This is a genomic window from Rhodococcus sp. JG-3 (assembly GCF_000482405.1).
GTDB classification, from domain to species: domain Bacteria; phylum Actinomycetota; class Actinomycetes; order Mycobacteriales; family Mycobacteriaceae; genus Rhodococcoides; species Rhodococcoides fascians.
The window spans coordinates 3304626-3331297 of sequence record NZ_KI519398.1 but is presented as its reverse complement, the minus strand read 5'-3'; the positions used below and the strand labels follow the sequence as shown (position 1 = coordinate 3331297).

At 65.8% G+C, this 26672-nt stretch carries 22 protein-coding genes and 1 tRNA gene; 15 read left to right on the top strand and 8 right to left on the bottom strand.

Going from position 1 to position 26672, the window contains the following annotated elements:
• Positions 1-17: 17 nt before the first annotated feature.
• Genes K414_RS0117200 through K414_RS0117185 form a run of 4 tightly spaced genes read left to right on the top strand, consistent with a single transcriptional unit; the run spans position 18 to position 8322 of the window.
• A complete protein-coding gene (locus K414_RS0117200) occupies positions 18-1493 on the top strand; it encodes a TIGR02677 family protein (protein ID WP_027497073.1) in 1476 nt (491 codons plus the stop codon).
• Entirely contained in the window at positions 1490-2905 is a 1416-nt protein-coding gene (locus K414_RS0117195; RefSeq protein ID WP_027497072.1) for a DUF2398 family protein, read from the top strand. Before K414_RS0117200 ends, K414_RS0117195 begins: the two co-directional genes overlap by 4 nt.
• Before the next feature lie 4 nt (positions 2906-2909).
• Positions 2910-7094: a TIGR02680 family protein gene (locus K414_RS0117190; RefSeq protein WP_027497071.1), complete on the top strand. Its 4185-nt coding sequence runs from the start codon at positions 2910-2912 to the stop codon at positions 7092-7094.
• Positions 7084-8322, top strand: coding sequence for a DUF2399 domain-containing protein (locus K414_RS0117185; RefSeq protein WP_176458610.1), 1239 nt, complete (start codon positions 7084-7086; stop codon positions 8320-8322). Before K414_RS0117190 ends, K414_RS0117185 begins: the two co-directional genes overlap by 11 nt.
• On the opposite strand, the gene mshC is transcribed toward K414_RS0117185, so the two are convergent.
• The 5 genes from mshC to K414_RS0117160 form a co-directional block, all read right to left on the bottom strand.
• The gene (gene mshC / locus K414_RS0117180) at positions 8319-9560 is read right to left on the bottom strand and encodes a cysteine--1-D-myo-inosityl 2-amino-2-deoxy-alpha-D-glucopyranoside ligase (protein ID WP_027497069.1); all 1242 of its coding nucleotides are present in this window, start codon (positions 9558-9560) and stop codon (positions 8319-8321) included. The two genes, K414_RS0117185 and mshC, sit on opposite strands and share 4 nt — an antisense overlap.
• A 24-nt stretch (positions 9561-9584) precedes the next feature.
• Positions 9585-10358 carry an SCO1664 family protein gene (locus K414_RS0117175; protein WP_167328042.1) on the bottom strand — a complete coding sequence of 258 codons (774 nt, stop codon included), beginning with the start codon at positions 10356-10358 and terminating at the stop codon, positions 9585-9587.
• A gap of 35 nt (positions 10359-10393) precedes the next feature.
• Positions 10394-10984 carry a DUF3090 domain-containing protein gene (locus K414_RS0117170; RefSeq protein WP_027497067.1) on the bottom strand — a complete coding sequence of 197 codons (591 nt, stop codon included), beginning with the start codon at positions 10982-10984 and terminating at the stop codon, positions 10394-10396.
• Positions 10985-11119: 135 nt separating this feature from the next.
• Positions 11120-11839, bottom strand: a complete 720-nt coding sequence (locus K414_RS0117165) for a histidine phosphatase family protein (RefSeq protein ID WP_027497066.1) — start codon at positions 11837-11839, stop codon at positions 11120-11122.
• Positions 11840-11864: 25 nt separating this feature from the next.
• Positions 11865-12704 (bottom strand): undecaprenyl-diphosphate phosphatase, encoded by an 840-nt coding sequence (locus K414_RS0117160; RefSeq protein ID WP_027497065.1) that lies wholly within the window; start codon positions 12702-12704, stop codon positions 11865-11867.
• 235 nt (positions 12705-12939) lie between these two features.
• Between K414_RS0117160 and K414_RS0117155 the strand changes: the two genes are divergently transcribed.
• From K414_RS0117155 to K414_RS0117140, 4 genes are read left to right on the top strand one after another with little or no spacing between them, the layout of a single operon-like run.
• Positions 12940-13872, top strand: a complete 933-nt coding sequence (locus tag K414_RS0117155; RefSeq protein ID WP_027497064.1) for an aldo/keto reductase — start codon at positions 12940-12942, stop codon at positions 13870-13872.
• A 55-nt stretch (positions 13873-13927) separates the two neighbouring features.
• Positions 13928-14941 carry an ABC transporter substrate-binding protein gene (locus K414_RS0117150; RefSeq protein ID WP_037219351.1) on the top strand — a complete coding sequence of 338 codons (1014 nt, stop codon included), beginning with the start codon at positions 13928-13930 and terminating at the stop codon, positions 14939-14941.
• Positions 14938-16005, top strand: coding sequence for an iron ABC transporter permease (locus K414_RS0117145; RefSeq protein ID WP_027497062.1), 1068 nt, complete (start codon positions 14938-14940; stop codon positions 16003-16005). The genes K414_RS0117150 and K414_RS0117145 overlap by 4 nt, the downstream gene beginning before the upstream one ends.
• A complete protein-coding gene (locus K414_RS0117140) occupies positions 16002-16835 on the top strand; it encodes a heme ABC transporter ATP-binding protein (protein ID WP_027497061.1) in 834 nt (277 codons plus the stop codon). The genes K414_RS0117145 and K414_RS0117140 overlap by 4 nt, the downstream gene beginning before the upstream one ends.
• Positions 16836-16856: 21 nt before the next feature.
• Here K414_RS0117140 and K414_RS27245 read toward each other — a convergent pair whose 3' ends face one another.
• Positions 16857-17390, bottom strand: a complete 534-nt coding sequence (locus tag K414_RS27245; RefSeq protein WP_228139215.1) for a hypothetical protein — start codon at positions 17388-17390, stop codon at positions 16857-16859.
• Between K414_RS27245 and K414_RS0117130 the strand changes: the two genes are divergently transcribed.
• The 3 genes from K414_RS0117130 to K414_RS0117120 all read left to right on the top strand — a co-directional run bounded on the left by K414_RS0117130 (position 17389) and on the right by K414_RS0117120 (position 19884).
• Entirely contained in the window at positions 17389-18414 is a 1026-nt protein-coding gene (locus tag K414_RS0117130; RefSeq protein WP_027497060.1) for a hypothetical protein, read from the top strand. The two genes, K414_RS27245 and K414_RS0117130, sit on opposite strands and share 2 nt — an antisense overlap.
• A gap of 81 nt (positions 18415-18495) precedes the next feature.
• Positions 18496-18735, top strand: a complete 240-nt coding sequence (locus K414_RS0117125) for a DUF5703 family protein (protein WP_027497059.1) — start codon at positions 18496-18498, stop codon at positions 18733-18735.
• Positions 18736-18813: 78 nt separating this feature from the next.
• Positions 18814-19884, top strand: coding sequence for a quinone-dependent dihydroorotate dehydrogenase (locus K414_RS0117120; protein ID WP_027497058.1), 1071 nt, complete (start codon positions 18814-18816; stop codon positions 19882-19884).
• A gap of 65 nt (positions 19885-19949) precedes the next feature.
• On the opposite strand, the gene K414_RS0117115 is transcribed toward K414_RS0117120, so the two are convergent.
• The gene (locus tag K414_RS0117115) at positions 19950-20477 is read right to left on the bottom strand and encodes a YbhB/YbcL family Raf kinase inhibitor-like protein (protein ID WP_027497057.1); all 528 of its coding nucleotides are present in this window, start codon (positions 20475-20477) and stop codon (positions 19950-19952) included.
• 16 nt (positions 20478-20493) lie between these two features.
• Positions 20494-21852 carry a M20/M25/M40 family metallo-hydrolase gene (locus K414_RS0117110; protein ID WP_080729261.1) on the bottom strand — a complete coding sequence of 453 codons (1359 nt, stop codon included), beginning with the start codon at positions 21850-21852 and terminating at the stop codon, positions 20494-20496.
• A gap of 193 nt (positions 21853-22045) precedes the next feature.
• On the opposite strand from K414_RS0117110, the gene K414_RS0117105 reads away from it, so the two are divergent.
• The 4 genes from K414_RS0117105 (at position 22046) to K414_RS0117090 (ending at position 26672) form a co-directional block, all read left to right on the top strand.
• Positions 22046-22131, top strand: a tRNA-Leu gene (locus K414_RS0117105).
• A 142-nt stretch (positions 22132-22273) separates the two neighbouring features.
• Entirely contained in the window at positions 22274-23737 is a 1464-nt protein-coding gene (locus tag K414_RS0117100; protein WP_027497055.1) for an SDR family NAD(P)-dependent oxidoreductase, read from the top strand.
• Positions 23738-23871: 134 nt separating this feature from the next.
• Entirely contained in the window at positions 23872-25368 is a 1497-nt protein-coding gene (locus tag K414_RS0117095) for a glutamate-cysteine ligase family protein (RefSeq protein WP_027497054.1), read from the top strand.
• A 38-nt stretch (positions 25369-25406) separates the two neighbouring features.
• Positions 25407-26672 (top strand): saccharopine dehydrogenase NADP-binding domain-containing protein, encoded by a 1266-nt coding sequence (locus K414_RS0117090; RefSeq protein ID WP_037219349.1) that lies wholly within the window; start codon positions 25407-25409, stop codon positions 26670-26672.

Sequence of the window (26672 nt, the reverse complement as noted above, 5' to 3'; positions counted from 1 at the left end):
GTGCCGCGAATGCGTTCGTGGAGGAAGACCGTCTCGGTCTCTTCTCGTTCGCCGTCGCCGAGAAAAGATCCGAATACCTGGCAGTACTGCGGGCGTTCGACACCGCTCGCGCGAACTACGTGGTGTTGCTGCACTCGGGCGACGTCGCCGATCTCATCGCTCGTAGCCCCGGGCGTCACGACGCGCTGACCACACTGGACATCGCACCCCTGCTCGATCAACTCCACACCTGGGGTCTGCTCGAACGCAGCTACGACGGCACCCGCGCCGCGACCCTCGCCGAATACCGCAACCGGCACTTCGTCTACCAGTTCGGTCAGGCCGGCTACAAGGCCTACCGCGCGGTCGAGGACGTGCTCGGTGCGCGCCTGGACGACGCCTCGCTGTCCCGGCTGGTGCTGCCCGAGCTGCTGGCCGACATGCACGAGCTGGCCGAGGCGAACCGTCAGGCCGACGGCGACCGCATCTACCGCAAGCTCAGCAGACTCGATTCGACGTTGTCGGAGATGGCGACCCGCGCCGCCCACTTCTATCTGGTGCTGGGCGACCTGGTGCGCACCACCGAGATCACGCCCGAATCGTTCTTGGCGCACAAGGATGCACTGCTCACGCACATGCGTGAGTTCAGCTCCGATCTCACCCGCTATGCCCCCAAGTTGGCGGAAGCGATCGCACTCGTCGAGAGCACCGGCATCGAGGAACTCGTCGACCGTGCCGCGATCAGCGACGAACGAGTCTTTCTCTCCGTCGACGAACGGCGAGCGGACTGGACCGACCGATGGGCCGGGTTGTCGCACTGGTTCGTCGCGGCCGAATCCGAGCTCAGCGAATCCGAGCGCCTCCGCGAGGGCACGATGAGCGCGATCGCTGCTGTGCTGTCACTGCTGCGGCGCGTCACCGAAACTCGGAAGGGCGGTGTGAGTCGCGAGAGCCAACTGCGTCACCTCGCCGGCTGGTTCGCTGCTGCCCCCACCGAGGACAGCGCACATGCTCTGTTTCACGCCGTGTTCGGCCTCGGCCGACCCCGGCACCTGTCGATGGTCCATCCCGACGCCGACATCATCCCCATGTCCCGATCATGGTGGGAGGCACCGCCGGTCGAAATCTCGCGCACGCTGGCCGAGACAGGACGTACTCCGACCCCCGGCGTTCCAGGGCGGGTACAGCGCAACGACGGCGGCATCAGACGACTGCGCGAGCAGCAACTCGAGTCGCAGCGATCACGCAGTGCCGCGGCGCAGTCGCTCGCCTCGGCCGGAATCCACGACCGCATTCTGAACGAGCAGGAAACCGAAGTGTTGCTGAGCCTGCTCAACGCCGCGTTGACTGCCCGGGTACGCGTGAGCGGACGCACCTCGGACTCGTCCGGATCGGACAGTGGCGTGCGCCTGACGCTGAGCGACAGCGACCGTTCGACGATCGTGCGCACCAGCCGTGGCCGATTGCATCTGGACCGCCTCGCCCTCGACGTCAGTGAGGTGGCACGCCGGTGAGAGCACGTGAGATCTCCTCGCTCGCTCTGGATTCCTACCAGCGGGCTGCCCGAGTCGCATTGTCCAATCACCTGGTCACCGCGACGTACCCCGATCGAATCGCGTTACCGCTGCTGCGCAGGTGGGCAACCGAACTGCGTGAGGATCTCCTGGAGCTGTTCGGCTACCGCTTCGAGGTCACCGAGACGACCGCGCGTCTGTTCCCCGTGATCGATCGTCTCGACGACAGTCAACCCGCGCGAACGCCTTCCGAGCGGGTGTTCGACCGCCGCAGGTACGCGTATCTGGCGCTGGCGCTTGCCGCGCTCGGTCGGGCCGGAAACCAGATCACTCTGTCCGAACTCGCCGATCACGTGGCGACGGAGTCGAGTCAGGTGGACGGCGTCGAACTCACGACCGACCGCGCGAGCGACCGAGACGCATTCGTCGACGCGATCGGATGGCTGGCCACGCGTGGTGCGATCTCGCTGGCCGACGGCGACGCCACGGGCTGGGCTAACAATCCGACGGCCGGTGAGGCCCTGTACGACATCGACCGATCGGTGGTCGTCGCGATGTTTCGGCCGCCGCGTGCCGTGCAGCACCTGCGTTCGATTCGTGGCCTGCTGGCCGGCTCGGATGCCCCGATCGATCCCGAGGATTCCGATCTCGGACACATCGAGTCCGGGCGTGAGGCAGACCCGAAGGAAACGCTGCGTGCGGTACGCCGAGCGTTGGTCGAACACCCCGTCGTCTATCTCGACGATCTCGACGGGGACGCACGCACCGCCCTGACCGCCTCGAGGACCGTCGCCGACGTCGAGTTGCTCACCGGTCTCGTTGCCGAGCGTCGCGCCGAGGGCGTGGCCCTCATCGACACCTCGGGACGGTTGTCCGACCACCGCTTTCCCAGCACCGGAACGATCGCTCAGGTGGCGTTGCTCATCGCGGGAGAAATCTCCGATCGGGTCGTGGATCCCGACGCTCCGGCGCTCACAACGCATCCGCTACCTGCGAGCGACCTACTCGTCGAACAGTTGGACGACGCGATCCCCGGCGGCGGAATCTTCGGTGACCTGGCCGACTTCGGATTTCCCGCCGATCCGATGACGGTCGAGAACTCGGCGGAGCGCACACAGTATCCGTTGATCGAGGACAGTTGGCTGGTCTCGGTCGTCGACGATCTCGTGGACCGATTCGGTCGCACGTTCGCGGCGCAGTGGCAGACCGACCGGGACGGTCTACGCATCCGTGCGATTGCGCTGTTGCATCGACTTCGTTTGATACACAGCGTATCCGGCGGTGTGTTGGTGCTACCGGTGATCGCTCGGTACCGAGACGTGATGGTCAGCGTGCGCGACCGAGCCCCGCAGGACTCGCTCTTCGGCACCGAACAAGCCCCCAGTACCGATCCATCCGAAGTAGAGGCCTGAGTAGATGACCGCACACTCGAATCGCTTTCGGCCCACGCGCGCCGGAATCGTCAACCTGTGGGATTACCGCGATCAGGAGTTCTCTTTCGCCGACGGTCGATTGGTGCTGCGTGGTCCCAACGGATCCGGCAAGACCAAAGCGCTCGAAGTGCTGTTTCCCTTCGTCCTCGACGGCCGGATCGAGCCGCGCCGACTCAACCCGTTCGCCGGTGAAGAACGAACGATGAAGTCCAACCTGCTCTACCGAGGGCAGGAAAGCGCACATTCGTACGTGTGGATGGAGTTCGGCCGCGGCTCGCGCGAGGACCCCGAATCGGTGACCGTCGGAATCGGTATGCGGGCGAGCCGCCACAACGACAAGGTGACCCGCTGGTACTTCGTGGCCGACGGCCGAGTGGGCGTCGACTTCTCGTTGTTGGGCTCCGACGACCGGCCGCTGACGAAGAAGCAGTTGGCCGAACAACTCGGCAGCGATGCCCTGACCGATCGTCCGGTCGACTACCGCGCCGCGATCGATGCCCGAATGTTCGGGCTCGGCGCGCAACGGTACGACCAGTTGATCAATCTGATTCTGACACTTCGCCGTCCGCAGTTGGCCAAGAATCTCGATCCGAAAGGGTTGTCCCAGGCGCTGACCGACGGTCTGCGTCCCCTCGACGAGCAACTGGTGCTCGAGGCGGCACGTTCCTTCAGTGACATGGAGGAAGTAGGACGCGCGCTGGAGGGACTGGCCCAAGCCGATCAGGCGGCCAGGAACTTCGTGTCGGTCTACTCCAAATACCTTCGCGTACAAACCCGTTCGGACGTCGAACAAGTCTCGCGTCGGCTCGAAGCCGTGACGCACGCGACCACCGCACACTTCGCCGCCGCCGCCCTGCAGGACCGGCGTCTGCTGGAACGGGCGGCCGCAGAGACTCGATTCGACGAGGCCGAGCGTGCGCTCGATCAGGCCGTCGCAGACCGAGAAACCCTGCAGCGCTCGAGCGCGTACGAGGGCAAGCAGCAACTGGACGATCTCGCCGAATCCGCTGCGAAGCTGGAGGTCTCGACGGCGCAGCAGGCCGATCGCGCACGCAAAGCGCAAGCAGAACTGGAGCAGCGCACGGCCGAGGCTGCCCGGGCGGACGCCGCACTCCGGGACTCCGTTGCCGGGGTGACTCGCGCGGAGGACGAGCTGCAGACTGCGGCCGAGGATGCCGGCATCGTGTGGACCCCATTGCCCGGCACGGCGCGCAGTGATCAGATCAGTACCGCGCTTCGTGGGCACGCCGAGGAACGGGACGGCGACGTACGTGCAGTGCGTGAGGCGCTGGCCACCGTCGAGAAGGCGTCGACGGAACGCGCTCGCGCGGAGAAGGCCGCAACGAAGGCGCGCGAGTTGCTCGAAGCAGCCGCGGCTGCCGTCACCGAGGCCGAGGCGACGGTGGACCTGGAGAAGGCGCAGTTCGCTTCGGGCCTGCGGGCCTGGTGGTCGAGCAACTCGTCGCTCTACTCCTCCGCAGGCATCACCTCCGCTGTGTTCGAGGCCCTCGACGCAGCCCTGGCAGGCATCGGCGACGACGACGCCCCGAGCCTGGAATCGGTGCTCGCCGAGCAGACCTCGGACGGTATCGATGCGATTCGCGCCCGGCAGGCACAGGCACGCGTCGACGTGGCCGCGCGCGAGGCCGAGGTGAAGGCGCTGCGCGACGAACTGTCCCTGGTGCGAGCCGAACACGACGATGCCCCACCACCGTTCGCAGCGCGCACCGACAGCCGTGCCGATCTCTCGGGCGCACCACTGTGGCAACTGGTTCGGTTTGCCGATGCGGTCTCCTCTGCCGACGCGGCGGGGATCGAATCCGCACTGCAGGCCGCGAACCTGCTCGACGGGTGGATCCACCCGACCGCAGACTCCCCCGTCGACGCGACGTCGGAGCAATATCTGTCGCCGCTACCGGTGGCCGCGAGGCCGACCAGTTCGACGCTCGCGTCCGTGCTGGAACCCGAGCCCGGTACTGCCGTCCAGGAATCGCGAATTCTCGATGTACTGAATTCGATTGCATTGCAGCAGGATCGAAACGACCCCTTGGACAGTTCTGTCTCGATAGGCGTCGACGGTCGGTACTGGCAGGGAGTGCAGCAGGGTCGCCACGCAAAACCGGATGCCGAGTACATCGGTGCAACGGCGCGGGCGCGTCGGCGAGAGCAGCGCATCGCCGAGCTCGGTGCTGCGATCGATTCCGCGACAGCCGAACTCGCGACCGCGACCGCCGCCGAGCTGGCGGCACGCGAGCTGGTGCAGGCGTTGAACGCGGCCGCCAAGCAGCTCCCCCGAGTCTCGGCCATCGTCAAAGCGCAACGTGCCGTCACGGCAGCCGCAGGCGCGCTGCGCACCTCCAAAGATGCGTCTGCAGCGGCAGATCGAGAATTCGACCAAGCGATCGCCGACCTGTCCGCGAAAGAGAAACAACTGCGCTCCGTCGCCGTGGCCCATCGCACCCCGCACCTGGGCCGCGATGTCGATGCCCTCGCCGCAGCGATTCGCCATTTCGAGCATCAGGGCGCAGCGGTCATCCGTAAACGCAGCGACCACGCACGCGAGACCGAGCGGGCGCGCGAGGCCACCAACCGCCTCGAGGAGGCCACCGGACTGGCCGAGGAACTCGCCGAGGAAGCCGCGATAGCCGACGAGAGCTATCGGCAACAGCTGCAGCGTCTGGAATTGCTGAGCGAGAAACTCGGTGCTACGGCCGAACAGATCAACACCGACCTGGAAAACGCGCGCGATCGCATCGAGAAGTGCCGAGCCGAGCAGCGAGCAGCCCGAAAGGCGGACAAGGAAGCCGGTGAGGCGATCGGCAAGGCCGAGGGTGCATGCAACACGGCGCTCGAGAGCCTGCGCGCTGCCGTGACCGAGGCCCTGGGTGATGCTGTCCGACTGGCACCATACGCCCGCAAGGATCTGCTGCACATCCTCGGCGTGCACGAGACGTATACGTGGCCGGCCAGCGACTCGGCGTGGCTGACGGTCGAACAGATCCTGTATCGGGTTCAGCAGGCCGCCGGCCCCGACGACGACGTCCCGGTACTTCCATCGGTGGTGCTCGCGCTGCATTCGGCACTCGACACGGCGACGGCGTCGGTGAAAGTGACCGACTCGAGCCGGAAGTCGACACGAACGGCGCTGACGAGCGCACTGCAGGAGTTCGACTCGCAACTGGCCGCTTCCGGTCAGGACTACCGCCTGCAGTGGGACGCACCGGACGGGTTGACGGTGGTACGCGTGCAGGACGAGCAGGGTTATTCCTCGGTCGGAGACTTCGCCGACCGCATCGATGCCGCCCGGGCCGACCAGGAACTGCTGTTGACCGAGCAGGAACGCCGAATTCTCGAAGACGCGCTGCTGACCGGGTTGGCGCAGCAGATTCACGAGCGCACCGTCGATGCACGCGAGCTGATCGCCCAGATGTCCGCAGAGATGAAGCAACGCCGTATGTCCTCGGGCAACACGATCGGCGTGCACTGGGTGCTCGCGGACAACCTCGACGACGGGGCGCGGGCAGTGTCCAAGCTGCTCGACCGCGATGCCTCGGCGCTGAGCCAGGACGATCTGGCCGCGATGCGCGCACACTTCGCATCGGAGATCAGGATCGCTCGTGCGGCACATCCGGAACGGTCGTATCCCGAGATCCTGTCCGCGACACTGGACTATCGTCGCTGGCGGGTGTTCGCGTTCACGCTCATCAGCGGCGACGGCAACGAGGATCGCCTGACCGTAGCTCGTCACAGTGCGCTCTCGGGCGGTGAGCAATCGGTGTCGCTGCATTTGCCGCTGTTCGCCGCGGCGCACGTGATGCTCTCGTCCGCCGATCCGCATTCGCCGCGGTTGCTGGCGCTGGACGAGGCGTTCGCCGGTGTCGACGACAACGGTCGTAGCGAATTGCTCGGACTGAGTGTGCAATTCGACCTGGATCTGTTCATGACCGGTTACGACCTGTGGATCACCTACGCGGACGTCCCCGGTTGCGCACACTACGATTTGGCGCACTCGACCGCCGAGAACACCGTCAGCGCAGCACTTCTGGTGTGGGAGAACGGTGAATTGTTCGCCGAACACGACGGCACCGACCTCGCAGCAGCCCTCGGATCACCGTTGACCCGCCGGGTGCCGACCCGAACCGAAGGTGGGCTGGAGTTTGGCCGGTAACAGTGAGTGGCGAGGCAGCGTCGAATTGGCGGCGCTGTTGGACGCTGCGCGAAAGAAGTTGGAGTCCAACTGGCTTCGTGTCGGCGGTAACATCATCGTCGACCTGAGTGATGCGCCGGAACTGTGGCGTCTGTGCAGTGCCATCTCGAAGTCCAACTCCAGCTTGCACTCTCGGGCACGGAGCACCCGGCTCGATCTCGAGCGGTTCGACGCATGGCTGAGCCATCCGCTCAACGGCGGTATCGGTCTGATCGACACCCTCGCCGGGCAGGCACCGCTGCAGGACAAGAAGCGCATTGCGGCCGACAAGGCTCAGCTGCGCGCCGATGCGCTCGATCGGGCGCGTGCGGCGCTCGGCGGTGGTACCGATCGCGAGTGGATCGAGCACTGGATCGCGTCGTTGCTCAATCAGGACGGCACCCTCGGTGGCCGCGTCGCCGTCGACGCGCTCGGGGTCGCAACGCAAGTCCTGGCGCTGCTTCCGGTGGACGGGATGTCGCTCACCGAGCTGGCGGAACTGGCCACCGGTGATACCAAGGCCCTCACGGGCGGCGGTGCCGCGAAACTCGTCCTCGATGCATTGTCGTTGCGCGAGAACGTGCCTCGACCCGTCGATCCAGTGGGGATCAGAGCGCTGTGGGAAACGGCCGGAGTGTCGGTCGACGCCGTGTCGAGCCGGGTACTGGTTCTCGGCTACCGCGTCGTCGAGACCAACACGGTGGCTCGCTGGCTCAACGAAGCAGCCGACGAGGGCGTGCCCTTTCCCGTCACCGTGGACATGCTCGCGCGCGGCCCTCTCACCAACAGCTCGTCGACCGTGTTCGTGTGCGAGAACGTCGCTGTGCTCGCGGCCGCAGCCCGCTCTCTCGGCTCGAACTGTGCCAGCTTGATCTGCACCGACGGTCAGCCCTCGGCCGCAGTGCATCGGCTGCTGGCTGCGCGCGCCCCCGGCACCACGATCGAATGGCGTGCCGATTTCGACTGGGCCGGAATGCACATGGTGACCCGCGCACTCACCCGGTACGACGCGGTGCCGTGGCGAATGGACGTCGACTCGTACCGCCGCGCACTGGACGCGCGCAACTCGGAACCACTGAAGGGGCATCCCACGGACACTCCGTGGGACCCGGAACTGGCTGCTGCACTGCGTGATTCGGGACGAGCGGTCATGGAAGAACGCCTGATCCCGGATCTGCTGGCAGATCTACGCCTGGGGCCCGCGGACTAACGCAGCGGAACTCCGAGCAGCGCATCGACCGCATCGGCGAAAGTGCCGGGTGCGCTCGCATCCGATCCACCGCGCTCGACTGCGAAACTCGCCCACGCGTCGAGGGCGTCGAGAGCCTTGGGCGTGTCGAGGTCATCGGCCAGATGCTGACGCAGGCGGTTGACGACGTCGTCGGCCGACGCTGCGGACTCGAGCGCCGCTGCTCGACGCCACAGCGCGAGACGGGTGTGGGCTCGCTCGAGGACCTCGTCGGACCACGGCCGATCCTGCCGGTAGTGGCCCGCGAGCAGGCCCAGCCGCACCGCGGCCGGATCGACGTTCTCTGCGCGGAGCTTCGAGACGAACACCAGGTTGCCGCGGCTCTTGGACATCTTCTCGCCGTCGAGACCGATCATTCCCGTGTGCACGTAGTGCCGGGCGAACCGAGGGTCACCGGTTGCCGCCTCGGCGTGTGCCGCCGAGAACTCGTGGTGCGGGAAGATGAGATCGCTTCCGCCGCCCTGGATGTCGAAACCGGTTCCGATGCGATTGAGTGCAATGGCAGCGCATTCGATGTGCCAGCCCGGTCGGCCGGGGCCCCACGGCGACGGCCACGACGGTTCGCCGGGACGTACCGCGCGCCAGAGCAGCGCATCGAGTGAATCGCGCTTGCCCGCACGATCGGGATCTCCGCCGCGTTCGGCGAAGAACGTGTCCATGGTGGGACGGTCGTAGCCGGATTCGTAGCCGAACTGCTCGGTGGCGTCGGCACGGAAGTACACGTCGGGGTACTCGGCGTCGTCGACGACGTAGGCAGCGCCGGACGCCACCAGCTTCTCCACCAGTTCGACGACTTCCTCCACCGACTCGACGGCACCGATGTAGTCGTGCGGAGGCACGACCCGCAGAGCCTCCATGTCGGCGCGGAACAGCTCGATCTCGCGCGCACCGAGATCGCGCCAATCCTCACCGTCACGATTCGCGCGCTCGAACAGCGGATCGTCGACATCGGTGACGTTCTGCACGTAGTGCACGTCGATACCCGCATCACGCCACAAGCGGTTGATCAGATCGAACGTCAGATACGTTGCCGCATGTCCCAGATGGGTGGCGTCGTACGGGGTGATTCCGCAGACGTACATGCGAGCGGTCGAACCGGGGGTGACCGGACGGACCTGGCGATCTGCGGTATCGAACAACCGAAGCGCTGGACCCTGTCCTGGGATTGTCGGGATCTCCGGGCTGGACCAAGAATGCATGCAGCCGAGCCTATCCGAGCCCGTTCAGAAGGCGGGCCACGGTATCGGTCTGCTCGATCGAGGTTCCGGCATGACCGGGCGCGCGATCAGCTGCTGGGCCCGATCCAACACCGCAATGGTTTCGGCCAGCGTTATCTTGTCGACCAGCCGTGGAGCGATGACGGTGTCGAAGGTCTCGACGAACCGCACGACGTCGGCCATCAGAGCATCGTCGACCGCCTGGCCTGCCCACCCCCAGAGAACCGTGCGCAGCTTGTTCTCGGCGTGCAGGCAGATGCCGTGATCCACCCCGTAGACATATCCGTCGAGACCTTCGAGGGCATGCCCACCCTTGCGATCTGCATTGTTGAGAATGACGTCGAGAACCGCCATCCGCTGCAGGCGTGGATCGTCGGCATGGATCAGAGCGATCTCTTCGCCATCGCCGTCGTAGGCCTGCAACACCGGAATCCAGCCCGCCGGAACGAGATCGGGACGGCAGATGTCGACGAGGTCCACGCGGCCCTCGACCCGCTCCTCGGGAGTATCTATCCACTTCTGCACCATGCCGGGACCGAACGGACCGTCGCGCAGCACCGTGGGCGGAATCACGCCCCACCCGAGCGCCTCGGAGATCTCGTACGACGCCACCTCCCGCCCGGCGAGGGTGCCGTCGGGAAAGTCCCAGAGCGGCACCTCTCCGCGCACGGGTTTGTACACGCACCGCACTGCCGAGTCGCCGTCGCCCGCCTCGCACACGAGGGTGGCGTTGGACGCCGAAACCACCCGGCCGACGACAGTCAGCTCGCCGGTCTCCATGGTCTCGCGGCCCTCGAAGGGAGGTAGTTCGACGGTCAAGACTCGTCGACCTCTGTCACCGGACCGAAGGTGGCACCGCGGCGGTAGCCGTTCGTCCTGATGCAGACGTGTCCCTCGGGGGCGAGCGGCAGGCCGCACAGCGGGCACGGCGCTCGGCCGGCTGCCACGACCAGCTCGGACCGCGCTGCGAACTCGCGAGCCTGAACGGGTGTCAGAAACACTCGAACCGCGTCGGGGCCCTCGTCGGTGTCGTCGAGCACGACGGATTCGTCGACCTCGACCTCACTGACGGCCAACAACTCCACCACGACGGCATTGGCGTCGGCGTCCCAACCCAACCCCATCGTGCCGACCCTGAATTCGGTGTCGATCGGGGTCACCAACGGGCTGGTGTCGAGTGTCTCGGCCTCCTCGGTCGGCACATCGGTACCGAAGCGACGCTGCACCTCCTCGAGCAGCAGTCCCATTCGATCGGCCAGCACCTGTACCTGCTGCTTCTCCAACGCGACCGAGACCACTCGGGCATCGTGGACCGCCTGGAGAAAGAACGTTCGGTCACCCGGCTCACCTACGGTCCCGGCGACGAAACGATCAGGGGTGCGAAAAACGTGTATGGCGCGCGGCATTGCACCTCCTAACGACTCGAAAAGCTCCGCGAAACGAATCGCGAACTTCCATTATCGGCCACAGATCGACCGTGGACGGTATTGCTCGCCCTCCAGCCTGCCACCGATCGGGAGATCGGCGGCGAACCGGCATCTTTAGGTGCCCGCGCCGCCGCCCACCACTGCATCGGACGAGTCTGCAACGTCGGGTTTCGCGCCTGCTTCGTCGGACGTCGGCTCTTCCGCCTTCGGCACGAACACGCTCAAGTCGGATCCGGTGTCGTTGGTCCGCAACACGAACGGCCGAGTCGAGGTGTAGCGCACGACGCTGATCGACGCCGGATCGGCAACGATCCGCTGGAAAGAATCGAGATGGGCACCCATCGCATCGGACAGCACCGACTTGATCACATCCCCGTGAGAGCAGGCCACCCACAGCACATCCCGGCCGTGGTGGGCGGCCAGCCGCGCATCGTGCTCCCGTATCGCCTGGACCGCGCGTTGCTGCACCGTAGCCAAGCCTTCGCCTTCGGGGAACACCGCCGCGGACGGATGCTGCTGAACGACCTTCCACAGCGGCTCGGCCAGCAGCTCCTTGATGGTTCGACCGGTCCATTGTCCGTAGTCGACCTCGACGATCCTGTCCTCGACCATCGGAGTCAGCCCCAACCGAGTGGCCAGCGGTTCCACGGTCTGCTCGCACCGCAACAACGGAGAGCGCACGATCTCCACGACCGGGAGGACCCCCAGCCGTTCGGCAACCGCCTGTGCCTGCTCTCGGCCCCGGTCGTCGAGCTCCACCCCTTCGCTCCGACCTGCGAGCGTGCCCGCAGTGTTCGACGTCGAACGTCCATGGCGAAGCAAGATGACTGTCATTGCTCCGAGCCTAACGAGGAACGGTTCACGTAGCCGAGACAACCCCGCCGGCCAACAGACCCAGAACAACCACACCGAGCACGATGCGGTAACCGACGAACCAGTACAGCGAATGGTTCGCGACGAACTTGAGCAGCCAGGCGATCGAGGCATAACCCAGGCCGAACGCGATGATCGTGGCCACCAGCAGCTGTGGTCCCGACGCGGCGAGGCCGGAGCCGACCGGCTCGAAGGCGTCGGGCAGCGAGAACAAGCCGGACGCCGTGACGGCCGGGATGGCGAGCAGGAACGAAAAGCGCACTGCAGCTTCGCGTTCGAGTCCGAGGAACAGGCCGGCGCTGGTGGTGGCTCCGGAGCGGGACACTCCGGGAATCAGCGCCAGGCATTGAGCGAGGCCCATGACGATGCCGTCCCTGGTGGTGAGTTTCTCGATCGGCCGTTCCTTACGGCCCAGCTTCTCCGCGACGGCAATCACCACGGCGAAAGCGATCAGCATGAACGCGATGAGATACAGATTGCGCGCACCGGTGCGGATCTGATCCTTGAACAACAGACCCAGAATGCCGATCGGGATGGTGGCGATGATCACGTACCACCCCATGCGGTAATCGAGACCCCGTTCTTCTTTCCTGCGCAATCCGACGAACCAGGCCTTGATGATTCTGACGATGTCGCGCCAGAAGAACAGCAGGACAGCGGCTTCGGTACCCAGCTGCGTCACCGCGGTGAACGACGCGCCGGCGTCCTCGTTCCAGAACACCCCCGACACGATTCGCAGATGACCGGAAGAGGAAATGGGAAGGAATTCCGTCAGTCCCTGGACTGCGCCGAGGATGATCGCCTGCAGCCACGTCATGTCGATCATGCGGCGCCCCGTCCCAGCGTCGAAGCGGACGATTCGATTGTTGCCGGCGCGTGGGCGAGTGCCCGCCCCCTGGATTCGCGATTCACGGGGACGACCGTACCCGGCGCGGCACTTTCACACCGAGCACAGCGAAGCGGCGCGGCACATTCACACCGAGCGGCGCGGCGCACTACTGTGCACTGGCGGCAGGCCAGTACGAACCCGACGATCACAGGTAAAAGGACATTCGGCACATATGAAGCAGAGATCGGTCGGCACCAGCGGACTTCGGGTGTCGAGGCTCGGCCTCGGCACTCTCGGGTGGGGCAGCGGGACCGATGGGGACGACGCTGCGGCGCAGTTGTCGGCGTTCGCCGAGGCGGGCGGCACCTTGGTCGATACGTCTCCGGCGTACGGCGACGGTCGAGGTCAGCGAGTACTCGCGGAGTTGCTCGACGATGTGGTTCCTCGGCAGGACTTGGTGATCAGCAGTGCCGCGGGGGTCGGTTCGCGGTACGGCCGGTATCACGTCGATTGCTCGAGGCGCGGACTGCTCGGTCAGTTGGACGCAACGCTGCGTGAGCTCGGTACCGACTATCTCGACCTGTGGCAGGTGGCCACGTGGGATCCGATGACCCCGGTCGACGAGGTGGCGGCGACACTCGACTACGCCGTCTCGAGTGGACGGGTTCGCTACACCGGTGCCCGCGGGTATCTGGGCTGGCAATTGGCCACGGCTGCCGGTTCGGCCGGTATCGGACGGATCGTGTCTACGCAGGCGGAGTACTCACTGTTGGCCCGTGGGATCGAGGACGAACTGGTTCCCGCCGCCCTGCACCACGGCATCGGCATCCTCGCGGCGGTTCCCCTGGCGGGTGGTGTCCTGACGGGTAAGTACCGCAACGGGATTCCGGCCGATTCGCGCGGGGCCGACGAGCTTCACGCCGACGCGGTGAATGCGTATCTGACCGACTCGGCGGTAGGTGTCGTCGATGCGGCGGTCACGGCCGCCGATGGTCTTGCCACCTCTCCCCTGGTCGTCGCCCTTGCGTGGGCCCGTGATCGTCCCGGGGTGAGCAGCGCGATCGTCGGTGCCCGCGATCTGGCCCAGTTGATGGGTGCTCTGATGGCCGAGGAGCTCGAACTGCCGGCGGCTATCACGTCGGCCCTGGACGACGTCAGCGGTTGATCGCAGGTGCTGCTCGGCCTGGGTGAGGTCACCTGAAGGTCGGGCAGGCTAACCTATGGTCGTGATCGCCAAACGCCTCGCCGCCGCGCTGCTGACGGCCGGACTGCTGGTGTCGTGTTCGGTGAACAACTCCGCGGTCCCGGACTCCGGCACGATCGGCCCACGCACCGCCGTCGTCGACGACCCTGATCCGGAGCCCATCGCGGTCGATCCGGCTGCCGAACTACCGGTCACCGTCACCGGTTTCGACGGCGTGCCCGTCACGATTTCGGACAACAGCAGGATCGTGGCGGCCGACCAGTACGGCACCCTCGCCGAAACGGTGTTCGCGCTCGGACTCGGCGACAATCTCGTCGGGCGCGACACCTCGGCGTCGTTTCCCGCGGCAGCAGACGTACCCGACGTCACCCCTACCGGCCACTCGCTCAGTGCCGAAGGCATTCTCGCGCTGTCGCCGACGGTCGTCCTGACCGACACCAGTATCGGCCCGCGCGCTGTCCAGGATCAGATTCGGGCCGCGGGAATTCCGGTCGTCTACTTCGACCCCGCTCGAACTCTGGCCGGGGTAGCAGGACAGATCGACGCTGTTGCGGCGGCTCTCGGGGTTCCCGACGCCGGTTCCGCACTGGCGCAACGGGCAACCGAAGAGATTGCCGCCGCGACACAGAACGCGCCTCGATCCGCCGCGCCGCTGAAGGTTGCGTTCTTGTACATGCGTGGTCCGGCGATCAAGATGCTCGCCGGTCCGGGTTCCGGAGCGGACGCTCTCATCGAGGCGATCGGTGCTCGGGATGCAGGGGTCGAATCGGGTCTGACCGAACAGTTCGTCCCGGTGACCAGTGAGGCACTCATCGCTGCGGCACCCGACGTGATTCTCATGATGACGAAGGGGCTGCAATCGATCGGCGGGATCGACGGGCTCGAGCAGATACCCGGTATCGCGCAGACGCCCGCCGGCCAGCAGCGTCGGGTGGTCGACATGGACGACGGCACCGTTCTCAGTTTCGGTCCGAACACCGGAAAGGTGCTGGCTGCATTGTCGAAGGCCGTCTACGAACCTGCCTCATGAGCGACGTGTCGTCTGCACGGTGGCGGTCGGGTACGACGCGAGTGGTCTCGACGTTCGTCGCGCTGGCGGTCGTGCTGATGGTCCTGGCCTTGGTGTCGGCTGTCGTCGGGCAGGTACCGACGACTCCGGCGGAAGTGTTGGGGAGTTTGACGCATCGGGTGGGCCTCGACATCGGCCCGCTGCCCGCTCACCCCAGCGGCGAGGTGACCCTCTGGCAGGTCCGGTTTCCTCGGCTGACCCTCGCGATGCTCGTCGGTGCCTGTCTGGGATGCGCGGGTGCACTGCTCCAAGGTGTGTTCGCCAACCCTCTCGCCGAACCCGGTGTCGTCGGCGTGTCGTCGGGCGCGGCTGTCGGTGCGAGCTCGGTCTTCGTCCTGGGCGGCAGCTTTGCCGGGGTCTGGACCGTTGCGCTCGCAGCCTTCGTGGGCGGACTCGTCACCACGATTGCGGTCTACTTCCTGGCTCGCAATGCCGGCCGAACCGAGGTGGTGACCCTCATCCTCACCGGAGTCGCCGTCAATGCGTTCGCGGGCGGCGTGATCGCGTTCTTCACGTTCGTCGCCAGCCCGGCCGCTCGCGACCAGATCGTCTTCTGGCAGTTGGGATCCCTTGCCGGTGCCACGTGGCAGTCGGTCGCGGTGGTCGGTCCGCTGGCCTTGGTCGGGATCGGAGCGTCGTCGATGATCGCCCGCCGACTGGACCTGCTCGCACTCGGTGAGTACGTGGCGCGCCATCTCGGCGTGAACGTCGAGCGCCTGCGTCAGTTCGCCATCGTGGTCGTCGCAGTGCTCGTCGCGTCCGGAGTGGCGTTCACCGGGATTATCCTGTTCGTGGGTCTGGTGGTACCCCACGCCATGCGCATGGTGCTCGGTCCGGCGCACCGGGTACTCATCCCTGCCAGCGCACTCGCGGGAGGCGTGGTCCTCCTCGGGGCCGATCTCGTCACGCGGACGCTCGTGGCGAACGTCGACCTTCCGCTCGGGATGGTGACCTCGTTGGCGGGCGCACCGTTCTTCTTCTGGCTGCTGCGCCGCACCCGGGCTCGTCAGGGCGGCTGGGCATGATCGGGAAGTTCGGTGGACACCGTTCCGACATTCCTGCCGACCCGACACCGGGTTCACGCACCCTGGTCGCCGTGGGGGTCGGCGCACACCGCGGTGACCGGGCCGTTCTGAACGACGTGCATCTCGAGGTCGTCGTCGGAGAGATTCTGGCTCTCGTGGGCCCGAACGGGGCGGGTAAGTCCACGTTGCTGTCGGTCCTGTCCGGAGACACCGAGCCCAGTTCCGGATCGGTACTGCTCGGCGAGAGACCACTGTCCCGCTTCCGGCCGGTCGACCTCGCGCGACGACGCGCCGTGCTCCCGCAACAGCACGCGATCGGGTTCGCATTCACCGTCGAGCAGATCGTGCGGATGGGCCGAGCTCCGTGGACCGGAACGTCGGCGGTACGCGAGGACGACGCGCAGGTGGCCGCCGCCATGGCCGCCTGCGACGTGTCCGAATTCGCCGGACGTCCGTTCGGTTCCCTATCCGGCGGTGAGCAGTCCCGAGTCGCGTTGGCCCGTGTCATGGCACAGCGTACCGCCACGATCATGCTCGACGAACCCACCGCGGCGCTCGATGTGAGACACCAGGAGTCGGTGATGGCCGTGGTGCGTTCACTGGCCGCGTCCGGTCGTGCCGTGGTTGTCGTACTGCACGATCTGGGGCTTGCTGCGGCCTACGCCGATCGGGTCGCGATTCTCGACGCAGGCGAGCTGGTGGCTACGGGACCGCCCCGGGAGGTTCTCACCGCCGAGCGGCTCGGCCGGATCTACCGACACCCGGTCGATGTCTTCGACCACCCCGTCACCGGTGAGCAACTGGTGATCCCGAAGCGGGGTCAGGAGTGAAGCCTGCGGAACGACCAGGGTTCAGAAACCCTCGAGCGCAGAGTTGACGCGATTGAAGAAGGCCCGGACTGCCGTGTCTCGCAGTGACACATCCGACAGCTGCTGAGCGTGAGCGACTGCGTCACGAACCACCCCGATGATGCTGCGTTCGTCGGTCAGATCGATCTCGGTGACCGAGTGCTCGGCGACGGCGTCCACTTCGGTTCGATCCGGCACGGCCGACACGACATCGGCCCGATAGATCTTCACGTAGAGCGTGCTGCGCTGCACTCTGAACGCGAACGCGCGTCCGTCGTCGGTTCTGCCGAAGCCGTTGGCGTGCGTACCCGCATTCACTTCCTCGACCACGAAGTGCGTTCCTTCGGATCCCACATCCGCTCCCATGTCGTGCTCGTTCACGAATTCGATGCCGATCGAACACGCTACCGTCTCCGCGCCCCCGACGAACGGCACCGAGTCCCGGGCTGTCGATTTCGCCGAGGTCGACGCGCGCTGGTACAGATGTGGCAGCGCCTTACCAGGGGCAGTCACCACAGGAAGTAGGTTCGGTTCCATGCGAACACCGTCGGCACGTACGGCCAGGACGGCAGTGGCGTCCGCGCTCGCCGTCGTCACACTCGTCGGTTTGGGTGGTTGCTCGAGCGAGGACGAGAACGCCGACGAGATCTCCGTCGAGCCGCAGCCGCCGGCCTTGTCCCCCGCGACTGCAGTGGCTCCGGCCGGAGTCGTCCGCGCCTTCGCTCCCGTGGACGCACTGACTTTCGATTCTGCAACGCGCACTCTGGTTGCCCTGACCGACGCGTCGACCACCGTGAGCCTGGTGGACGGGGAGGCGTCGAGCGAGCCCCGCGTGGTGGATCTGGGCGGATCCGCTGCAGAGCTGGTCGCCGGGCGCGACTCGAGTGTCTTGGTTCCGATGGACGGAGTTCTCTCGAGGATCACCGTGGCAGACGCTCAGCGCACCGATACCCCCGTCGACGGCCGGACTCTGTCGGCTGCCGATCTACCCGACGGCACCACGGCGGTCGGTGACGCCACCGGGCGTATCCGCATTCTCGACGCCGCCGGACAGGTGACGAGCACGGTCTCAGGACCGGGCGTGACCTCGGCCGACGCGTTGGCCAGCACACCGGACGGTGTCTCGGTACTCGATCGCCGCCAGACCTCGATCACCGATCTGAACCTCGACGACGACACCCTCGGTGTGGCCCTGCGCGCGGGCGAAGGCGCCGCCGAGATGACCAGCGACGAGTACGGACGACTTCTGGTCACCGACTCGACCGGCACCGAGCTGCTGGTCTTCACCTCGCACGATCTGCTGATGCGGCAACGGTTTCCGGTCGGGTCCGCGCCCTGGGCGATCGCCTACGATGAACAATCCGGTATTGCATGGGTCACCTTGCCGGCTCGCAACGAGGTGGTCGGGTACACACTCGACACCGGAATTCCGGTCGAGGCGCAACGGTTGCCCACTGTGCGACAGCCGAACTCGGTTGCCGTCGACGCGGATACCGGCGATCTGTACGTGGGATCGGCGACCGGGGACGGGCTGCAGCGCATCCCCGCCGCGGGCCGTTGACCTGCTGAATCGGCAGGAGACGGTACCCGCAGGAACGACCCTCGAGAATGGTGGAGGCACGTGAACGCACACGAGAATACGATGCCGGGCCGAGCGAAGATGCCCGTCGGGTGGGAGGTGTCCCCGTCCGACGACTGGGAGTACGTCCCTCTCCGGTTGCCACCGGACGTCACTCGCGTGACCGCATCGATGCGGCTCGCGATTCAGGCCGAATTCGGCGGCTGGGAGCTGTCTCGGGTACGTCTGTACACCGACGGAAGTCGCCGCGTGTTGCTCAAGCGCAAGAAGACCGCACATCATGTGCCGGAGCCCGGAATCTGACCGGCTCGACGGCAGCACCGATCGACTCCGAACAACGACCCTGAAGTACCGACCGGAAAGAAGACCGTGGGAGACCGTCTGTACCGCGTCCTGTTGCGCCTGATGTTCCTCGTATCGCCGGAGAGGATTCATCACCTCGCGTTCGGTGTTCTCAGGGCTGTTGCGGCGCTTCCTCCGCTTCGTAAGCTGGCAAGTGCACTGTTCGTCGTCGACGATCCGCGGTTGCGTTCGACGGCATTCGGCATCGAGTTTCCGGCACCCCTCGGGCTTGCGGCCGGGTTCGACAAGAACGCCGATGGCATCGATGCGTGGGCCCCGCTGGGGTTCGGGTTCGCCGAGATCGGCACCGTGACTGCGCAGGGGCAACCCGGCAATCCGACGCCTCGTCTGTTCCGGCTGCCTCTCGACCGCGCGATCATCAATCGGATGGGCTTCAACAACCACGGTGCGGAGTACGCGGCCGCGAAACTGCGTTCGCGCAGAACGCGGATTCCCATCGGTGCGAACATCGGCAAGACGAAGATCGTCGAGCCGGCGGACGCCGCCGCCGATTACACCACCAGCGCCCGATTGCTCGGGCCTCTGGCAGATTTTGTCGTCGTCAATGTCAGCTCCCCCAACACGCCGGGTCTACGGGATCTGCAGGCCGTCGAATCGTTGCGGCCGATTCTGGTTGCCGTGCAGTCGGTGGTGTCGGTGCCGGTTCTAGTCAAGATTGCGCCGGACTTGTCCGACGAGGACATCGACGCCGTCGCTGATCTGGCTGTCGAACTCGGCCTCGACGGCATCGTGGCGACCAACACGACTGTCTCTCGCGACGGACTCCGTACCGACGCGGAGGCGGTCGCGGCCATCGGTGCAGGCGGGCTGTCCGGTGCTCCACTGCAGGCTCGCTCGCTGGACGTCATTCGGCACCTGTACCGCCGGGTCGGGACGCAGCTGACGCTGATCTCGGTGGGAGGAATCGAAACGGAAGAGCAGGCCTGGGAACGCATCGTTGCCGGTGCGTCCCTGGTGCAGGGATACACCGGGTTCATCTACGGCGGACCGCTGTGGATCAGGAACATCAACCGTGGTCTGCTGTCCCGACTCGAGCAGCACGGATTCGCTCGTCTGGCCGACGCAGTGGGTTCGGAGAACAAGCTCTGACCGCCCCTCGTCGTGCGCGTTTTGCGTACCCAGAGGTACGCACAACGCGCACGACGGGATCGCGATCAGGCCTCGTAGGTGCCCGTGATCACGGCACGTCCGATGGCGTGCGAGAACAGGTTGAACCCGAGGTACGCCGGGGTCGCCGTCTCGTCGACTTCGAGCCGATCGACGTCCACGGCGTGCACCGCGATGAAGTAGCGGTGTGGGCCGTGGCCTGCGGGTGGGGCAGCACCGATGTACCGGAACAGGCCCGCGTCGTTCTTCAGCGTCACGGCCGTACTGGGCACCCCGGTTCCACCGTCGTCGCCTGCTCCCGAGACCAGCGACGTCGTCTCGACCGGAATGTTCGCCACGGCCCAATGCCAGAAGCCCGAGGCCGTGGGTGCGTCGGGATCGTAGACCGTCACCGCGAAGCTCTTGGTGCCCTCGGGGAATCCGGACCAGGACAGCTGCGGGGAGTTGTCGTGTCCACCGGCTCCCATGATTCCGCTGACCTGCTGGGCCTTCAGGGGCTTGCCGTCCTGCACATCCTCGGACGTCAACTCGAAGGACGGTAGGTCCGGAAGCGAGTCGTATGGGTTGTACGCCACGATGGTTCCTTTCGTATCAGCTGTGCATCAAGAAGTGCTCGAGCACCTGTGTGCCGAACTCCAACGACTCCACGGGTACTCGTTCGTCGATGCCGTGAAACAACGCCGCGAAATCGAGTTCGGGCGGAAGCTTGAGCGGAGCGAACCCGAAGCAACGAATTCCGATGCGCGCGAACGCCTTTGCGTCGGTGCCGCCGGACAACATGTACGGCACGGTGCGGCCGTTGGGGTCGTGCGCGAGGACCGCGTCGTTCATCGCGTCGACGAGATCCCCGTCGAATGTGGTCTCGTACGGTTCGAGCTTGGTGATCCATTCCCGTTCGACATTCGGGCCGATCAGTTCGTCGACCTCCTTCTCGAAGGCGGCTTGGCGGCCGGGCAGCACGCGGCAATCCACCACGGCCGTCGCGGTCTGCGGGATCACGTTGGCCTTGTAGCCGGCCGAGAGCATCGTGGGGTTCGCCGTGTCGCGCAGTGTCGCGCCGACGATGCGGGCGATGCTGCCGAGTTTGAGCAGCGTGCCGTCGATGTCCGGTGACGTCGGATCGAAGTCGAGTCCGGATTCCTCGGAGACCGCCTGCAAGAACTGCGACACGGACTCGGTGAGCACCAGGGGGAATGTGTGATTGCCCAGTTTCGCGACGGCCTCGGCCAGGTAGGTCACGGCGTTGTCGTCGTGCAGGAACGATCCGTGTCCGGCCCGCGCCTTCGCGGTCAGCCGCATCCACGCCAGACTCTTCTCGGCGGTTTCGACCATGTACAGCCGCTTCTCGGTGCCGTCCGGTCGAGCGACCGTCAGAGAGAACCCGCCGACTTCGCCGACTGCCTCCGTGACGCCCTCGAACAGATCCGGTCGGTTGTCGACCAGCCAGTGCGATCCGTACTTGCCGCCTGCCTCCTCGTCGGCGAGGAACGCGAACAGGATGTCGCGGGGCGGAACCGTGCCGTTCGATTTGAACTGGCGGGCCAGCGCCAGTGCCATCCCGACCATGTCCTTCATGTCCACGGCACCTCGACCCCAGACGTAGCCGTCTTCGACGGCTCCGGAGAACGGGTGCACACTCCAGTCGGCCGGCTCGGCCGGGACGACGTCGAGGTGTCCGTGTACGAGCAGAGCTCCACGGGACGAGTCGGCACCGCGCAGCCAGGCGAAGACGTTGCCGCGTCCGGGGGCACCGGATTCGACGTACTCGGTCTCGTACCCCACCTCTTCGAGCTTGCTCGCCACCCATTCGGCGCATTCCTTCTCGCCGACCGTGGTGTCGAGTTCGCCGGTGTTCGAGGTGTCGAACCTGATCAGAGAGCTGACCAGCTCCACCACTTCGTCGAGAGCGACGGTGGGAGCGCGTTCTCCTCGGCTTCGGGCATTGCTCACTTCGGGATCGTTCGAATCGTTTGCCACATCGTCGTTCCTACCATCACCGAGGGGTCGGGGCACCACCGAAAACCGCTCGACGCATGAACTGACGTGGGGATTTGGGTTATCGGGAACCCGTCGGATAATCTTACGCAGCGCACAGCGACCAGCTGTGAGAGCAACAAGAGAATATGCGGCAACGGTCGCACATGTCCGAGTGGCGGAATGGCAGACGCGCTAGCTTGAGGTGCTAGTGTCCTATTAACGGACGTGGGGGTTCAAGTCCCCCCTCGGACACCGTCTGAATGTTGTTCACAGACAAAGATTTTCAAAGATCTGAGTTGAGACAGACGAAACTGACCCTGATTCTTCGGAATCGGGGTCTTTTTCGTTGTTCTCACGTCGACGGCTCGACCGGGCCGATGCTAGGAGACTGAAGATGGACTCGATCGACCCCACCGATCTCGACACGTGTCTGCGGGTGCTCGCACAAGCCGCCGAGCTGGACAAGAACCATCCGGATTCCATCGCCGTCCAGCGGGCGTCCGGTGCCATGTTCAAAGATCTCAAGCGTGCTCGACGCGTTGCCGCACGCAACGCCGTCAACGCAGCCGACCGGGCAGTCGTGGCGGCCACGGCGACCGGATCCCCGGATCGTATCGACGACGAGACCGCAGGTCTGTCCCTCACCTCGCGCGCCGAGGGTGAGATCGCGGGCACCTTGATCAGGGCGCGCCCGTGCTACATCTGCAAGCAGCGCTACACCGATGTCGATTCGTTCTACCACCAGCTGTGTCCCGAGTGCGCGGCGCTCAACCGCGGCAAACGCAACGCACGAACCGACCTGTCCGGCCGGCGAGCACTGCTGACCGGAGGTCGGGCGAAGATCGGCATGTACATCGCCCTCCGGCTGCTCCGCGACGGCGCACACACGACGATCACCACGCGTTTTCCCAACGATGCCGTGCGCCGGTTCGCTGCGATGGACGACAGCGATCAGTGGTTGCACCGCCTGCGCGTCGTCGGTATCGATCTACGAGACCCCGCTCAGGTTGTGGCACTTGCCGATTCGGTCGCCGCCGAGGGACCGCTCGACATCCTGATCAACAATGCTGCGCAGACGGTCAAGCGCTCCCCCGGCTCGTACAGCGCGCTGGCCGACGCCGAAGCGGAACCGTTGCCCGCGGCACTGACCGACGGTGCCGGGCCGGAACGGATCACGTTCGGCAAGACCAGCGACGCCCACCCTGCGTCGTTGGCCAGCTCGTTGCCGGCCACGGCGATCGGCGGTCAGCAGGTCTCGGCGACTTTGAGCGCAGACGACGTCGCGTCTCTGGCGATGGTGGCGGGTTCGGTGACAGCGGAGCGCATCGAGAACGGACTGGCGATCGACGCGGGCGGCCTGGTGCCCGACCTCGCCGAGACCAACAGCTGGATTCACACCGTCGAGCAGGTCGATCCGGTCGAGTTGCTCGAAGTGCAGCTGTGCAATTCCGTGGCACCGTTCATCCTCGTCTCACGCCTGCGCGCGTCGATGGAGGCGTCGCAGGCTCGACGCAAGTACGTGGTCAACGTTTCTGCCATGGAGGGTCAGTTCGGTCGGGCATACAAGGGCCCGGGGCATCCGCACACCAACATGGCCAAGGCGGCACTGAACATGCTGACTCGCACCAGTGCCAAGGAGATGGTGGAGAGCGGCATCCTGATGACCGCCGTCGACACCGGATGGATCACCGACGAGCGCCCGCACCCCACCAAGATGCGGCTGGCCGACGAGGGCTTCCACGCGCCGCTGGATCTGGTCGACGGTGCTGCGCGGGTGTACGACCCCATCGTGCAGGGCGAACTCGGAGTCGATCTGTACGGCTCGTTCCTCAAGGATTACCAGCCCTCGCCCTGGTGACGATCGGCCCCGGGGTCGTTCCTCCGGGCGATTCTGCACGTGGATGCCCCGGAGCAACCCCGGGCTGCGATACTCGGAAACGACGCCGTCTCGCGTGAGCGAACGGCACCGAGACACAGCGTTAGGCGGTCACCATGGGCGAGGATGTCGAACGCCGAAAGTTCACCAGACAGGACCGACACCAGTTTCGGCAGAAGGTTCAGGACTGTCTCGACGCGTTGGCCATCATGTTGGCCGACGAGACGTTCCAGGTCGGCGAACCCCAGATCGGCATGGAGATCGAGCTCAACCTCGTAGACGAGGACATGGCACCGTCGATGGCCAATGCCGAAGTACTCGACGCCATCGCCGATCCTGATTATCAGACCGAGCTGGGCCAGTTCAACATCGAGATCAACGTCGATCCTCGACCGCTGCGGGGCTCGTCGATCGCTGAGTTGGAGACGGATCTGCGGCGATCGCTGAATGCTGCCGACGAGCGGGCCCGTGGCTCGGGTAGTCGACTTGCCATGATCGGCATGCTCCCGACTTTGACGAAGGAACACTTCGAGCATCGGTGGCTGTCGGCGAATCCGCGATACGACCTACTGAACCAGCAGATCTTCGCCGCCCGTGGTGAGGACATCGAACTGAAGATCGCGGGCGTGCGTCTGCCCGGGTCTGCGGCCGCCGAGAACCTCGATATCGTGACCGACACGATTCTGCCCGAGGCGGCCTGCACGTCCGTCCAACTGCATCTGCAAGTCGCCCCTGACGAGTTCGCGTCGTATTGGAATGCCGCACAGGCGTTGTCGGGTGTTCAGGTCGCGCTCGCCGCGAACTCGCCGTTCCTCGCCGGGCGTGCACTGTGGCACGAGACCCGCATACCGTTGTTCGAGCAGGCCACCGATACGAGGCCGCAGGAGCTCAAGAACCAGGGAGTTCGCCCGCGAGTGTGGTTCGGGGAGCGATGGATCACCTCGATCTTCGACCTGTTCGAGGAGAACTCGCGCTACTTCCCCGCCCTGCTCCCGGTGTGCAGCGAAGAGGACCCCAAAGCCGCTCTGGCCCGAGGTGACACACCGTCGCTGTCGGAACTGCGGATGCACAACGGAACCGTGTACCGGTGGAACCGGCCGATTTACGATCGGTCCGGCGACGGGCACCACATCCGGCTCGAGAACCGCGTTCTGCCTGCCGGACCGACAGTCGTCGACACCCTCGCCGATGCCGCGTTCTACTACGGCACCGTACGGGCTCTCGCGGATGCCGATCGGCCCCTGTGGTCGCAGATGTCGTTCGATGCCGCCGAGGAGAACGTGCACTCCGCGGCGCGCGGCGGGTTCGATTCGATGCTCTACTGGCCCGAGGTCGGCTGGGTGAGTCCGCAGGAGCTGGTACTGCGCCGATTGCTTCCGATGGCCGAGGCCGGTCTCGCCGCGTACGGCGTCGACTCTGCCGTACGTGACCGCTATCTCGGCATTGTCGAAGCGCGGTGCCTGGCCAAGCAGTCGGGTTCGGGGTGGCAGCGAGCCGCCGTCGTCGCGCGCGAACGGGCCGGCGATACTCGGGAGCAGGCTCTCGCGGGGATGTTGGGAGATTACGTGGACAGGATGGACACGGGAGAACCCGTGCACACCTGGACCCACTAGCCGACGCTGCCGGCGGCGTCCGCGTTAGTGTCGTAACCATGACTACGTCCGACTCGGATTTCACCTCAGGCCCCGACCGCACCCACGACATCGTCGTCTACGGCGTCACCGGATTCGTAGGAAAGCTGACGGCGAAGTACCTCGCCGAACACGCGCCTGCCGACACCCGTATCGCGCTGGCAGGCAGGTCCACCGGACGCATCGAGGCAGCGCGAAAGGAACTGGGACCCACCGCCCAGAACTGGCCCGTCATCGAAGCCGACGCCGCCGACACCGCTGCGCTGCGATCCATGGTCGAATCGACCCGAGTCGTCATCACGACGGTCGGCCCGTATGCCAAGTACGGCATGCCACTGGCAACTGCGTGCGCCGAGGCCGGAACCGACTACGTCGACCTCACCGGCGAGGTGCTCTTCGCTCGCGAGAGCATCGACACCAACCACGAGATCGCACAACGTACCGGTGCCAGGATCGTCCACTCGTGCGGGTTCGACTCGGTTCCGTCCGACATCGGTGTCCACGCTCTGTACGAGGCCGTCACGGCCGACAATGCGGGCGAACTCACCGACACCACGCTCGTGGTCACCTCGATGTCGGGCGGGGTCAGTGGCGGTACCGTCGACTCGCTCCGTGGTCAGATCGAGGCCATGAAGAAGGACAAGCGGGCCCGACGCATCGCGGCCCGTCCGTATTCGCTGAGCCCCGATCGAAGCCTCGAGCCTCAGCTCGGCCGCCAACTCGATACCGTGCTCATCGACGGAAAGAAGATCGATCCGAGCCTGCGCGGGTGGAAGGCTCCGTTCGTGATGGCCTCGTACAACACACGAGTCGTGCGGCGTACCAATGCACTTCGAGACTGGGCCTACGGGAAGCAGTTCCGGTACAGCGAGGTGATGAGCGTCGGCTCGTCCGTCGTCAGCCCGGTGCTCGCCGGCGCATTGTCGGCCGGACTGTTCGTCGGAGTATCGGCCATGACGGTACTGCCGGGCAAGGTGCTCGATCGCATCCTGCCCAAGCCCGGTAGCGGCCCCAGTGAAAAGGCCCGAGAGAAGGGCCATTTCACGGTCGATCTATACACCCTGACGACGTCCGGGGCGCGATACCGGGCCCGGGTCAAGGCGTCCGGCGACCCCGGCTACAAGGCGACGGCGGTCATGCTCGCCGAGTCCGCACTCGCGCTGGTTCTCGGTGGAGACGCACTGCCGAAAGCCAGCGGAGTTCTCACTCCCGCGACGGCCATGGGCGACGTTCTGGTGGACCGTCTGAATGCGGCCGGCATGGAGATCTGGGCCAAGCGGAACTGA

Coding starts and splice junctions, on each gene's coding strand:
- K414_RS0117190 (WP_027497071.1), top strand. CDS start 2,910: ATGACCGCACACTCGAATCGCTTTCGGCCCACGCGCGCCGGAATCGTC.
- mshC (WP_027497069.1), bottom strand. CDS start 9,560: ATGCATTCTTGGTCCAGCCCGGAGATCCCGACAATCCCAGGACAGGGT.
- K414_RS0117175 (WP_167328042.1), bottom strand. CDS start 10,358: ATGGAGACCGGCGAGCTGACTGTCGTCGGCCGGGTGGTTTCGGCGTCC.
- K414_RS0117170 (WP_027497067.1), bottom strand. CDS start 10,984: ATGCCGCGCGCCATACACGTTTTTCGCACCCCTGATCGTTTCGTCGCC.
- K414_RS0117165 (WP_027497066.1), bottom strand. CDS start 11,839: ATGACAGTCATCTTGCTTCGCCATGGACGTTCGACGTCGAACACTGCG.
- K414_RS0117160 (WP_027497065.1), bottom strand. CDS start 12,704: ATGATCGACATGACGTGGCTGCAGGCGATCATCCTCGGCGCAGTCCAG.
- K414_RS0117155 (WP_027497064.1), top strand. CDS start 12,940: ATGAAGCAGAGATCGGTCGGCACCAGCGGACTTCGGGTGTCGAGGCTC.
- K414_RS0117150 (WP_037219351.1), top strand. CDS start 13,928: ATGGTCGTGATCGCCAAACGCCTCGCCGCCGCGCTGCTGACGGCCGGA.
- K414_RS0117145 (WP_027497062.1), top strand. CDS start 14,938: ATGAGCGACGTGTCGTCTGCACGGTGGCGGTCGGGTACGACGCGAGTG.
- K414_RS0117140 (WP_027497061.1), top strand. CDS start 16,002: ATGATCGGGAAGTTCGGTGGACACCGTTCCGACATTCCTGCCGACCCG.
- K414_RS0117130 (WP_027497060.1), top strand. CDS start 17,389: ATGCGAACACCGTCGGCACGTACGGCCAGGACGGCAGTGGCGTCCGCG.
- K414_RS27245 (WP_228139215.1), bottom strand. CDS start 17,390: ATGGAACCGAACCTACTTCCTGTGGTGACTGCCCCTGGTAAGGCGCTG.
- K414_RS0117125 (WP_027497059.1), top strand. CDS start 18,496: ATGCCGGGCCGAGCGAAGATGCCCGTCGGGTGGGAGGTGTCCCCGTCC.
- K414_RS0117100 (WP_027497055.1), top strand. CDS start 22,274: ATGGACTCGATCGACCCCACCGATCTCGACACGTGTCTGCGGGTGCTC.
- K414_RS0117095 (WP_027497054.1), top strand. CDS start 23,872: ATGGGCGAGGATGTCGAACGCCGAAAGTTCACCAGACAGGACCGACAC.
- K414_RS0117090 (WP_037219349.1), top strand. CDS start 25,407: ATGACTACGTCCGACTCGGATTTCACCTCAGGCCCCGACCGCACCCAC.